This is a genomic window from Methylobacterium sp. Leaf88 (genome assembly GCF_001422795.1).
Taxonomy (GTDB): domain Bacteria; phylum Pseudomonadota; class Alphaproteobacteria; order Rhizobiales; family Beijerinckiaceae; genus Methylobacterium.
The window spans coordinates 89,763-101,119 of record NZ_LMMK01000012.1 but is presented as its reverse complement, the minus strand read 5'-3'; the positions used below and the strand labels follow the sequence as shown (position 1 = coordinate 101,119).

At 69.8% G+C, this 11,357-nt stretch carries 9 protein-coding genes and 1 tRNA gene; 5 read left to right on the top strand and 5 right to left on the bottom strand.

All coding sequences use genetic code 11. The annotated features are described in order from the left end of the window. Positions 1-230 precede the first annotated feature (230 nt). From ASF20_RS06795 to ASF20_RS06775, 5 genes are all read right to left on the bottom strand, one after another. A tRNA-Ser gene (locus ASF20_RS06795) sits at positions 231-322 on the bottom strand. 171 nt (positions 323-493) lie between these two features. Next, positions 494-2,035: an AMP-binding protein gene (locus ASF20_RS06790; RefSeq protein ID WP_056272349.1), complete on the bottom strand. Its 1,542-nt coding sequence runs from the start codon at positions 2,033-2,035 to the stop codon at positions 494-496. A gap of 104 nt (positions 2,036-2,139) precedes the next feature. Beyond that, positions 2,140-3,513: a methyl-accepting chemotaxis protein gene (locus ASF20_RS06785; RefSeq protein ID WP_056272347.1), complete on the bottom strand. Its 1,374-nt coding sequence runs from the start codon at positions 3,511-3,513 to the stop codon at positions 2,140-2,142. A 577-nt stretch (positions 3,514-4,090) separates the two neighbouring features. Beyond that, positions 4,091-6,190 carry an HWE histidine kinase domain-containing protein gene (locus ASF20_RS06780; protein ID WP_056272344.1) on the bottom strand — a complete coding sequence of 700 codons (2,100 nt, stop codon included), beginning with the start codon at positions 6,188-6,190 and terminating at the stop codon, positions 4,091-4,093. Between the two features lie 134 nt (positions 6,191-6,324). Then, complete coding sequence (locus ASF20_RS06775; protein ID WP_056212846.1) at positions 6,325-6,642, bottom strand: SelT/SelW/SelH family protein; 318 nt, start codon at positions 6,640-6,642, stop codon at positions 6,325-6,327. A gap of 219 nt (positions 6,643-6,861) precedes the next feature. On the opposite strand from ASF20_RS06775, the gene ASF20_RS06770 reads away from it, so the two are divergent. From ASF20_RS06770 to ASF20_RS06750, 5 genes are all read left to right on the top strand, one after another. Further along, positions 6,862-7,500: a LemA family protein gene (locus tag ASF20_RS06770; protein ID WP_056272341.1), complete on the top strand. Its 639-nt coding sequence runs from the start codon at positions 6,862-6,864 to the stop codon at positions 7,498-7,500. A gap of 6 nt (positions 7,501-7,506) precedes the next feature. Then, positions 7,507-8,316: a TPM domain-containing protein gene (locus ASF20_RS06765; RefSeq protein ID WP_056272337.1), complete on the top strand. Its 810-nt coding sequence runs from the start codon at positions 7,507-7,509 to the stop codon at positions 8,314-8,316. After that, positions 8,306-8,938 carry a hypothetical protein gene (locus ASF20_RS06760; protein WP_056272335.1) on the top strand — a complete coding sequence of 211 codons (633 nt, stop codon included), beginning with the start codon at positions 8,306-8,308 and terminating at the stop codon, positions 8,936-8,938. Before ASF20_RS06765 ends, ASF20_RS06760 begins: the two co-directional genes overlap by 11 nt. Before the next feature lie 158 nt (positions 8,939-9,096). Beyond that, on the top strand, positions 9,097-11,163 hold the full coding sequence (locus tag ASF20_RS06755; protein ID WP_056212837.1) for a carbon starvation CstA family protein: 2,067 nt from the start codon (positions 9,097-9,099) through the stop codon (positions 11,161-11,163). A 5-nt stretch (positions 11,164-11,168) separates the two neighbouring features. Continuing rightward, a partial coding sequence (locus tag ASF20_RS06750) for a YbdD/YjiX family protein (protein WP_056272333.1) occupies positions 11,169-11,357 on the top strand: 189 nt, incomplete at its 3' end.

Below are 11,357 nucleotides of genomic sequence, written 5' to 3'. Positions count from 1 at the left end.
AGACGCCGCGAGAGCCGGGCGGATGCGTGAGCCGTCGCTCCGCAAACGTGGGGCCGGATCGGAGCAGGCGATCTTGGGTCGAACGGTCGAGCGCCCTGAACCCGGCCCGAGGCGATGACGGCGCTTGTCGATCCGACAGGACGAGGCGACACGATCGGCGATGCCTCCGTCGCGTGCACGGGCCTGACACGGATCAGCGTCGGGAGCGACTGGGAGAACACCGAAAGGAATGGCGGAGACGGAGGGATTCGAACCCTCGATACCCCTTTCGGGGTATGCTCATTTAGCAAACGAGTGCCTTCAGCCGCTCGGCCACGTCTCCGCAGGCGGTCGATCTAGAATTTCGCATTCGGCGGGTCAAGCTGCGATTGGCGCGGCCGCCGGGAAATCGATGCCTTCCGGGCGGGCGTGCCGTCGCGGCCACAGGCCCGGTCGATGCCCCGGGGCCGCCGGACGGGCCGGGCAGGGCGGCTCTTGCGGCCGCCGTGCCGTCTCAGGCGCCGACGCTGGCGGCGAGGCGCTTGCGCTGGATCTTGCCGTTCGCCGTGCGCGGCAGCGCATCCAGGAAGCGCACTTCGCGGGGGCACTTGTAGGTCGCGAGGCGATCGAGACACCAGGCCATGATGTCGTCGGCGTCCAGCACGGCATCGGGTTTCGGCACGACGAAGGCGGTGATGACGCTGAGGTCGGCCCGGACCGCCATCTCCGCGACGCCGACCTCGGCAACGTCGGGATGCTCGATCACGACTCCCTCGATCTCGTTCGGCGAGACCCGGTAGCCGAAGGCGTTCATGAGGTCGTCGTTGCGGCCGTGGAAGGTCAGGTAGCCGTCCGCATCGAGGCTCGCGCGGTCGCCACCGACGAACCAGTCGCCGCGGATCACCGCGGCCTCCTCCTCGGGCCGGTTCCAGTAGCCCAGCATCAGGCCCGGCTCGGAGCGGTGGATGGCGAGGAGGCCGACCTCTCCGGGCGGCAGCGGCTCGGCCGGGCCCTCGGGCGACAGGATCGCCACGCGGCGCCCGGGCTGCGGCTTGCCGGGGGAGCCGGGGCGCACGGGGATCGTCGGGCCGCTCGAGACGTAGGTCGAGCACTCGCTCATCCCGAGGGCCTCGTAGAGGGGCTTGCCGGTCGCCTGCGTCCAGGCCGCGAGGAGCTCGGGCGACAGGGCCTCTCCCGCCGTCACCCCGTGGCGCAGGGTGCCGAGATCGACGGCCCCGAGATCGGCATATTTCAGGATCTGGCGGTAGAGGCTCGGCACGGCGGCGAAGAGCGTTGCCCGATGGCGGGCGATGAGCGCCGGCCAGATCGCCGGATCGCGCGGGCCGTCGTAGAGCACCGCCGTGGCGCCGCAGGCCCAGGGATCGGTGATCCCGACGCCCAGCGTGTAGGTCCAGTTCATCGTACCGGCATGGAGCATGACGTCGTGCTCCGACAGGCCGAGCCAGTGCGCGTGCATCGGCCGGCGCCCGCGGATGGCGCGATGCGCGTGCAGGACGCCCTTGGGCCGGCTGGTCGTGCCGGAGGTGTAGACCAGGGTCGCGGGGTCCTCGGCCCGGGTGTCCGCGTAATCGGGCAGCGCCGGCCCGGCCTTCATCGCGGCGATGTCGTCGGGCCGGAGCAGGATTCGCCCCCCGAGCCCGGCCGGATCGACGGCATGGCCCGCCCCCACGACCACGACGGACGCGCCCGCATTCTCCATCAGGAACGCGGCCTCGGGCTCGGTCAGTTGCGGCGAGGCGGGCAGGGCCACGAAGCCGGCGGCCAGGGCTCCGAAGTAGATCAGCACGTAGTCCGCCTCGTTGCCCATGCGGATCATCACGCGCGCGCCGGGCGCGAGGCCGAGGGACCGAAGCCCGGCCCCGATGGCCCGGACCGCCCGATCGACCTCGCCGAAGGTCAGGATGCGAACGTCGTCGCCGGCTCCCGCCATGATGAGCGCCGTCTTGTGGGCGCGCAGGCGGGCATTCTCGGCAAGGCAGAAGCGCGCGCCGTTGAACGGCGGGGCCTCGGCGGCGGCGGCAAGGGATGAGGTCAAGCGAGGGCTCCGTGGCGACCCGCGCAAGGAAGCCGAAAGCGGGCGCCTCGACAAGGGCACCCGCTCCCCGTTTTCGACGCGCCGCCCCGCGGCGCGGCCGGCCCTCAGCCGGCGATTTCCTTGGCGGCGACGAGCATCTCCTTCATCGCTTCCGCGGCGGCCTGGTAGGCGGGGGTTCCGACATCCCAGTTGCTGGCCTTGAGGGCTTCCAGCATCTTGCCGGCTTCCACGAAGGCCTTGCTCTCCGCAGCCACCAGCCGGGCGAAGGCCGGGTGGGCGGCCGGTGCCGTCCCGGCCAGGTCCGTCTTCAGGCTCCGGCCGGGCTGGCCCGACGGGGTGGCCAGGATCGGATCCGGCTGGGCCATGCCGACGAGAACCCGGGCGAGCTTGCGCTTCCACGCGCCGAGATCGGCCGGCAGGCGCACCAGGGCGTAGACCGGTACGTCTCGGGCATTCGCGTTCAGCGCCGTCTGGCCTGTGGCCTCGGCGCGCACGAGTCGGCTCGTGATCTTCTCGATCTCCTCGTGGGTCTTCGAGGCCTTCGCGGCGATGTTCTGCACGCTGGTCGAGATTTCCGAGGTCGCGGCCCGCTGTTGTCCCAGCATGTGCGAGATCGCCTGGTTCAGGTCGCTCGCCTGCGCGATGCGGGCATTGGTCTCGACGATCCGGTGCTCGAGGTGATCGACGATGGTGCGGCCCGTGGTGACGGCACTGCGGCTCTCGTGAACCGCCTCCGAGATCGCGCCCATCTCGGCGGTAAGGGTGCTCAGCAGCCCGCGGATCTCCCCGGTGGACTTGGCGGTCTGGGCGGAGAGCGACTTCACCTCGGCGGCCACCACGGAGAACCCGCGGCCGGCCTCGCCCGCCCGGGCGGCCTCGATGGTGGCGTTGAGGGCCAGGAGATTGGTCTGCGCCGAAATCGCCGCGATGGTGGTGGCCATCACCTCGATCTGCGCGATGGCGCGCTCGAGGACGACGACGCGATCGGAGATCTGCGAGGTCCGGACATCGATCTCGTGCATCGCCGTGCGCGCCTTCTGCGCGTCCTGGATGCAGGCCTGGGTCTCCGCGAGGGCATCCCGCGCGACGGTCACCACGGTCTCGGAGGTCTGCGCCACCTCCGCCACGGAGGCCGCCATCTCCTCGGCGGCGCCCGCGATCGTCTGGGTGGCGCTCGCCACCTCACCGACGTCGTAGGTCATCCAACCCGTGTTCGTCGCAGCTTCCGAGGCCTCGCGGGCGACGGAGGCGGTGGTGGCCAGGCTGCGCAGGAGATCGGCTTCGCGATTCGCATGCAACCGCTCGATCGCGGCGCGGAGCGGCCCCTCGGGCAGATCGACCGATGCGAGATTTTGGCTCACCATCAGGGATTCCACAGCCTGTACCAGACGGGCTTCGTCGCGGATCCCAGCGGCATCCGGCGCCGTCTCGGTGACGGGCGACTTCGGGGTGGAACGAGCGAAGGGAAGGCCGAGCATCGCGGTTGGTCCTGTAAGGCGTAGCGATGTGATCTACCGATCTTCCATTAATGTATCCTTATGGCCTGAAACACCCGCTCAAAATCGAGAAGCGTTCCGTCTCGCACCGCGATGCGCTGTTGTGCAACGCGAACAATTAACGGGTGGCTCGCCACAATCAGTGCTTGTTGTCTACCACCTGTTTTGGTTCGGTAAGCTTTAGCGTTTCATTATTATTTAGTTAAAATTCCATATTGATTGTTAATATCTATGACGAATTCAGAACGCTCGCGGATGCCGGAGGGCTCATCCGTCCGGTCCAGCCCAGGTGAGACACCCGGCCGAACGCGACGTCCACTTCGACACAGGCCGGCGATGCCGGGAGGCCCGCGCGCAGCCCGGGGGATCGCCGCCCGAAACCTCCGGCGAGACCGAGGGGCGTCCGCCTGGACCAAATCTGTTCAGGCGCTGAACCAGCCCGCGAGGTCCGGCACGGCACGGCCCATGCAATTCAGGATGGCGCCCGGGCAGGTGCGGAGAAAGACGGGCGGCGTGTCGGATCGACGCCGCTCGGCCGCCGGCCCGGACCGAGTCCGGCTCAGGCCGAGCGGGAGAGCGGCATCTCGCGCGGGCCGATGAGGTCCGCCTTGCGCTCCAGCAGAGTCGGCGGGGGGACCGGGGCCTCGATGGTGCAGACGACACCGCTGGCCGCGAACAGCAACTGGACCTCGCCATCGAGTTCCCGGGCCAGGCTGCGCTCGATCAGGCGCGAGCCGAAGCCGGTCCGGGTCGGCGGGACGACGGGGGGGCCGCCCGCCTCGCTCCAGCGCAGGATCAGGCGGGTCTCCGCCTGGCGCTCCACCGACCAGGCGATCGTCACCGTGCCCCCCTCCTGCGAGAGCGCCCCGTACTTGACCGCATTGGTGCCGAGCTCATGGAGCGCCATGGCGATCGACAAGGCCAGGCGCGGCGGCAGCCGCAGGGCGGGGCCGGAGACGAAGAACCGGGAGCGCTGCCCCTCCGCCGCATCCAGCGGCGCGATGGCGTCGGCCACGACGTTTCCGAGTTCGGCGCCGTCCCAGCTCTCCCGGGTGAGGACGTTGTGCACCCGGGCCAGGGCCAGCAGGCGGGCCTCGAACGCGGCTCGGGCCGCGGTGGCCTCCGGCCCCTCGAGCCGGCGCAGGGACTGTCCCGCGATCGACTGCACGGTGGCCAGGGTGTTCTTCACGCGATGGTTCAGTTCGTGGATCAGCAATTGCTGGTGCTCGGCGGCGCGCTTGGCGTCGGTGATGTCGACGTTGCAGCCCGTGTAGCCGAGGAAATTGCCGGTATCGTCCGTCCGCGGCACCCCCTCGCAGCGCAGCCAGCGCACGACGCCGTCCTGGTCCACCACCCGGACGTCGGCCTGGAAGGGCACCCGCGCCGCGAAGGCGTCCCGAAAGCGGGTCGCGAAGGCCTCGTAGTCCTCCGCGAAGATGATCCGGCGCCAATCCTCGCCGGCCAGCACGGCGGCCGTATGCAGCCCGAACATGTGGTCGAAATGCATGTTGGCGAAGCTGATCCGGGCGTTCTCGTCGGTCATCCAGATCAGGGCCGGAGCGGAATCGGCCATGTGGCGGAAGCGGGCTTCGCTCTCGCGCAGGGCACTCAGGCCGCGCTCGGTCTCCGCCAGCGCCCGGTCGCGCTCGTCGCTGCGCAGGCGCAGGCGCTGGGAGGCCTCCGCGAGCACGTCCCCCAGGCGCCGGATCTCGTGGATCGGCGAGGTGATCCGCGGGATGACCTCGCCGCGGGCGAGGGCCGGCCCCGTCGCGGCGAGCCGGCGCAGGGGCTGCGAGACCCGCGACCACAGGTGAACCGCCAGGATGGACGAGGTCGCCAGCACCAGGAGGCCGAAGCCGCAGAAGGCCCAGATCCAGTTGCGCAGGCGCGCTTCCACCAGGGCCTGCGGGATGATCGCGGCCGCGGTCCAGCCCGTGAGGCGGGAGCGGGCCTCGACGACCGTCACGGCCTTGAGGCGCCGATCCTTGCCCTCCCAGACATTCGGCGTCGCGGTCTGGTACTGACGCAAGGTCGCGAGGCGCTGCGAGCCGATATTGGTCTCCGGATCGGGCACCCGCGCCAGGATGACCCCGTCCCGGTCGGAGAGGCCGGTGGTCCAGCCCTCGACGGCTTCCCGGGCGACCAGGCCGTCCAGCCGGCCGATCGGGACCGTGAAGCTGAGGATATGGGTGACGCCGCCCTCGCCGAACACCGGCACCGCGACCGCATAGGTCGCGTCCGTGGGCTTCATGCCCTTGACGTAGCCCGAGACGACGGCGCGCTGGCTGCCCGTGGCGATCTCGCGATCGAAGGGCAGCCCGCTGCGCGGCAGCGGGGCCCGGCGCGGCACCGCCGTGTTCACGACCTGCTGTCCGTCCGGTCGCCGAAGCAGGATGTCGAGGCCGACCGCGTCCCGCACGAGGCGCGCCTGGGCGTCGAAATTGTCGAACTCGCCGTCCTTCAGTCGCGGCGATGTGGCGAGGGTCTGCAGCACCGAGACGAGGCCCGCCGTGTCGCGGTCGACGGAGAGGGCGATGCTCCGCACGTTCTCGCGGGCATCCTGTTCGAAGCGGGCCCGCTCGGTTCCCGCATAGCGCGCGAGGAGGATCGCCGTGAACAGCAATCCCGGTCCGATCAGCGCGATCACCAGGGCGACCAAGTAGACCTGGGTCGAGAAACCGCGCTGTCGGACACGCGCGAAGGCGGAGGCGAGCGACCCCCACCCCCGGCGCCAAGTGCGGCGCCCGGTCGGGGTCTCTCCGGGAGGCGGGGTCTCTCCGGGAGGCGGATGGCTCATGAGCGCGCGACGCCCGCGCGATCGATGTGTCCGAGGTCGCGATCCGGCGCGAGGTGATCCCGAACGCGCTGCTTGAGGACCTTGACGTCGGGGAAGCCGCCGTCGCGCGTCCGATCCCAGATCAGGTGCGGTCCGCACAGGATCACGAAGACGCCGCCGGTGCCGGGGATCAGCGCCACCTCCCCGAGGTCGTCGCGAAACGTGGAGAGGAGTTCCTGCGCCATCCATCCCGCCCGCAGCAGCCACTGGCACTGCGTGCAGTAGGTGATCGAAACCCGCGGCTTCTCGGGCGATGGGCGGGGCGTTTCGTCCATGGCGGGTAAAGCGACCGATCGCTCCCGGCTTGTCAACCGAAACGCGCGCCCGGGCTTCGCACGGCGATGGTCTTCGGTGGGGTTCGGCGACGTTTTCCCGTCAACCGGCCAAGTTTTTCCCTGTGCGCCTTTATCGCAGCGCCGATGCGCCTATGTGTGTTCACGGGCCGGTGAGGGACCGATCTTCGCGCGGCGCGCCGATGGCCAAGGAGTCCAAGCATGCGTTCAGGTGTCGTCACCCCGACGACGGGTCCCGTCCGGGCCTGGCTCGGCAGGGTTCGGATCGCTGTCGCGGCTCTCGCCCTGGGCACGACCCTGACCGGTTGCGGAGCGATCAATCGGGTCCCGACCCTCGAGGAGCGGGCGAAATCCTCGTGGAGCGAGGTGCAGAACCAGTACCAGCGCCGGGCCGACTTGATCCCGAACCTCGTCGAGACGGTGAAGGGCTACGCGCAGCAGGAGAAGGACGTGCTGATCGGCGTGACCGAGGCGCGGGCCAAGGCGTCGAGCGTCAAGGTCGACGCCTCGACCGTGAGCGATCCGCAGAAGTTCAAGGAATTCCAGGACGCGCAGAACCAGCTCTCGGGCGCCCTCGGCCGCCTCCTCGTCACCGTCGAGCGCTACCCCGACATCAAGTCGAACCAGAACTTCCTCGCCCTGCAGTCGCAGCTCGAAGGCACCGAGAACCGGATCGCCGTCGCCCGCCGCGACTACATCGCCGCGGTCCAGGACTACAACACGGAGGTCCGCACCATTCCGGGCCGGTGGATCGCCGCCGTCTTCTACCCGGACGCGAAGCCGATGGAGACCTTCACGGCGACGCCGAACGCCGAGCGCCCGCCGAACGTGAAGTTCTAGCCCGCCATGGACCGTCCGCGCCCGGGCAGCGCCGGGACAGAGGCCATCCGGTCGATCGCCGCGCGGCTGATCCTCGGGCTCTGGCTCGTCGTCGGCGCCACCGGCCTCGCGCACGCGCAGGCCGGTGGCGCCGAACCGACCTTCCCCGCCCTGACCGGGCGGGTGGTCGACGGCGCCGGCCTCCTGAAGCCCGAGGACCGGACGGCCCTCGAGACCAAGCTGAAGGCCTACGAGGACAAGACCTCCGATCAGGTGGTGGTCGCAACGGTCTCCAGCCTGCAGGGCCGGACGGTGGAGGACTACGCCAACCGCCTGTTCCGCGCCTGGAAGCTCGGGCAGGCCAAGACCGACAACGGGGCGCTGCTCCTCGTCGCCCCCAACGAGCGCAAGGTCCGGATCGAAGTCGGCTACGGCCTCGAGGGGGCCCTCACCGATGCCCTCTCGAAGGTCATCATCACCACCGCGATCACGCCGCGCTTCAAGACCGGCGACTACGCCGGCGGCATCAACGCGGGCGTCGACGCGGTGCTGTCGATCCTCGCGGGCGACGCCGAGGAGTGGCAACGCAAGGCGCAGGTACGCAGCGACGAGGCCGATCCCGGGCAGGTGGTAATCTTCATCATCCTGTTCTTCGTCGTCCTGTTCGTCGTCTACCGGATGAACCGCGGGCGGCGGGGCGGTGGGGGCGGCTTCATCATTCTGCCGGGGCCATCCTCAGGGGGCTGGAGCGGCGGCGTCTCGGGCGGCTTCGATGGGGGCGGTTTTTCCGGCGGGGGCGGCTCGTCGGGTGGGGGAGGAGCCTCCGGTGACTGGTAAGCGACCGCCCTTTCTCGATGCGCCGGCGCGGGCGCGGATCGCGGAGGCGATCCGCCGGGCCGAGACCGCGACGTCCGGCGAGATCGTCGTGCTGGTGGCCGCCCGTGCCGGACTCTACCGTTCCGCGCCGCTGCTGCTCGCCCTGGCCGTCGGCCTCGTCCTGCCCTGGCCGCTGATCGTCCTGACCCCGTGGAGCGCGGCCACGATCGCGCTGGCGCAGGTCGCCGTGGTCCTGCTGGCGCTCCTGGCGGGTCTCCATCCCCGGGTGCGGATGGCCCTGGTCCCACCGGCGATCCGCCGCGATCGCGCCCACGAACAGGCCCTGCGCGAATTCACGACCCGCGGCCTCAGCCGGACGGCAGGGCGGACCGGGGTGCTGATCTACGTCGCCCGGGCCGAGGGCCATGCCGAGATCGTGGCCGATCACGGCGTCGCCGCGCGCGTCCCGCCCGGCGCATGGTCCGGCGCGATCGAGGCGCTCCTGGCCGCCCTGCGCCGCGGCGAGGCCGAGGCGGGCCTGACCGAAGCCGTCGGGCAGGTCGGCACCATCCTGGCCGGGCCGCTTCCGCCGGAAGCCAGACCCCTCGACGCCCTGCCGAACCGCGTCATCGAACTCGATTGAGGATCGCGGGCCTTTCGCAACCCGCGGTGACAAACGGGGGATGGGTTATTCAATCCCTACCGATTGAAATCGCGGGCCTCTGGCCCTGCGGAAGAATTTGCGCAAGAAGAGCCCTTGACGACCGGCCACGAAGGACAGGTCGCAGGAGCGAGACGTCTATGAGTGCGGTAACGAAGCACGGGCCCTGGGCCCTCGTGGGAGCGCTGGGGGCGGCCGCCCTCGCCATCGTCGCGACGACGCGCGGGGAAACGGTCAACGCCCTCTGGATCGTCGTGGCGGCGGTCTGCGTCTATCTCATCGCCTATCGCTACTACTCGCTCTTCATCTCCTCCAAGGTCATGCGGCTCGACGACAGCCGCCGGACGCCGGCCCACGTCCACAACGACGGGCTCGACTACGTCCCCACCAACCGCAACGTGCTGTTCGGACACCACTTCGCCGCCATCGCCGGCGCCGGGCCGCTGGTCGGCCCCGTGCTCGCCGCGCAGATGGGCTACCTCCCGGGCCTGCTCTGGATCCTAGCCGGCGTGGTGCTGGCCGGCGCCGTGCAGGACTTCATGGTCCTCTTCATCTCGATGCGCCGGGACGGCCGCTCGCTGGGCGAGCTGATCCGCTCCGAACTCGGCACCATTCCGGGCGTCATCGCCCTGTTCGGCACCTTCATGATCATGGTCATCCTGCTGGCGGTGCTGGCGATGATCGTCGTGAAGGCCCTGGCCGAGAGCCCCTGGGGCACCTTCACGGTCGCGGCGACGATCCCGATCGCGATGCTGATGGGCCTCTACGCCCGCTACATCCGGCCCGGAAAGGTCGGCGAGGTCTCGATCATCGGCTTCGTGCTGCTGATGCTGGCCATCGTCTACGGCGGCAACGTGGCGGCCGATCCCTACTGGGGCCCGGTCTTCACCTTCACAGGCACGCAGCTCTGCTGGCTGCTGATCGGCTACGGCTTCATCGCCTCGATCCTGCCGGTCTGGCTCCTGCTCGCCCCGCGCGACTACCTCTCGACCTTCCTCAAGATCGGCACGATCATCGGCCTGGCGCTGGGCATCGCCTACGTCGCCCCGCACATGCAGATGCCGGCCGTGACCAAGTTCGTCGACGGCAGCGGACCGGTCTGGGCCGGGTCGCTGTTCCCGTTCCTGTTCATCACCATCGCCTGCGGCGCGGTCTCGGGCTTCCACGCGCTGATCTCCTCGGGCACCACGCCCAAGCTCATCGACCGCGAGTCCGATGCCCGCTTCATCGGCTACGGCGGCATGCTCATGGAGAGCTTCGTGGCCGTGATGGCGCTGGTCTCCGCCAGCGTGATCGAGCCGGGCATCTACTTCACCATGAACTCGCCCGCCGGCCTCGTCGGCACGACGCCGGAGAGCGCGGCGGCCGCGGTGACGAAGCTCGATCCCGCCTTCGCCATCACGCCGGAGCAGATCGCCCAGACGGCCAAGGACGTCGGCGAGCACTCGATCATCTCCCGCGCCGGCGGCGCGCCGACCCTCGCGGTCGGCATGGCGCACATCATCTCCTCGGCCATCGGCGGCAAGGCGATGATGGCGTTCTGGTACCACTTCGCCATCCTATTCGAGGCGCTGTTCATCCTGACCGCGGTGGATGCCGGCACGCGCGCCGGGCGCTTCATGCTGCAGGACCTGCTCGGCCTCGTCTCGCCGCGCTTCAAGGACACGACGGCCTGGGCGCCCAGCATCCTGGCCACCGCCCTCTGCGTCGGCGCCTGGGGCTACTTCCTCTACCAGGGCGTCACCGATCCCCTCGGCGGCATCTACACCCTGTGGCCGCTGTTCGGCATCTCCAACCAGATGCTGGCCGCCGTGGCCCTGACGCTCGCCACCGTGGTGATCTTCAAGATGAAGCGCGAGCGCTATGCCTTCGTCACGATCATCCCCACCGTCTGGCTCTGCGTCTGCACCCTCACGGCCGGCTGGCAGAAGATCTTCTCGGCCGACCCCAAGATCGGCTTCCTGTCCCACGCCGATCGCTTCTCGGCGGCCATCGCCGAGAACAAGGTGCTGGCGCCGGCCAAGAGCATGGCCGACATGCACAAGATCGTCTTCAACGACCGGATCGACGCCGCCCTCGCGGTGCTGTTCGTCGGCCTCGTGCTCGCCATCGCCACCTTCGGCATCATGGCCTGCGTGAAGGCCTATCGGGCCGATCGCTGGACCGCCCTGGAGAGCGGCGGCCCGGCCGCCGTTCCCGCGGAGTAAAGCCCATGGCGCTGTCGTCGACCGAATTGCGGGACCGTCTCAAGACCTTCTCGAAATGCGTCTGCGACGGCGCCCGACTGATGGTGGGGCAGGGCGATTACGAGGCCTATGCCGCCCATATCCGCAGGACGCATGCGGACCAGGAGCCCATGAGCGAGCGGGAGTTCTTCCGGAACCGGGAGAACGCCCGCTTC

Excerpts from the sequence above, each read along its gene's own strand:
- ASF20_RS06755 (WP_056212837.1), top strand. The coding sequence starts at position 9,097 with ATGAGTGCGGTAACGAAGCACGGGCCCTGGGCCCTCGTGGGAGCGCTG.
- ASF20_RS06785 (WP_056272347.1), bottom strand. The coding sequence starts at position 3,513 with ATGCTCGGCCTTCCCTTCGCTCGTTCCACCCCGAAGTCGCCCGTCACC.
- ASF20_RS06765 (WP_056272337.1), top strand. The coding sequence starts at position 7,507 with ATGGACCGTCCGCGCCCGGGCAGCGCCGGGACAGAGGCCATCCGGTCG.
- ASF20_RS06775 (WP_056212846.1), bottom strand. The coding sequence starts at position 6,642 with ATGGACGAAACGCCCCGCCCATCGCCCGAGAAGCCGCGGGTTTCGATC.
- ASF20_RS06770 (WP_056272341.1), top strand. The coding sequence starts at position 6,862 with ATGCGTTCAGGTGTCGTCACCCCGACGACGGGTCCCGTCCGGGCCTGG.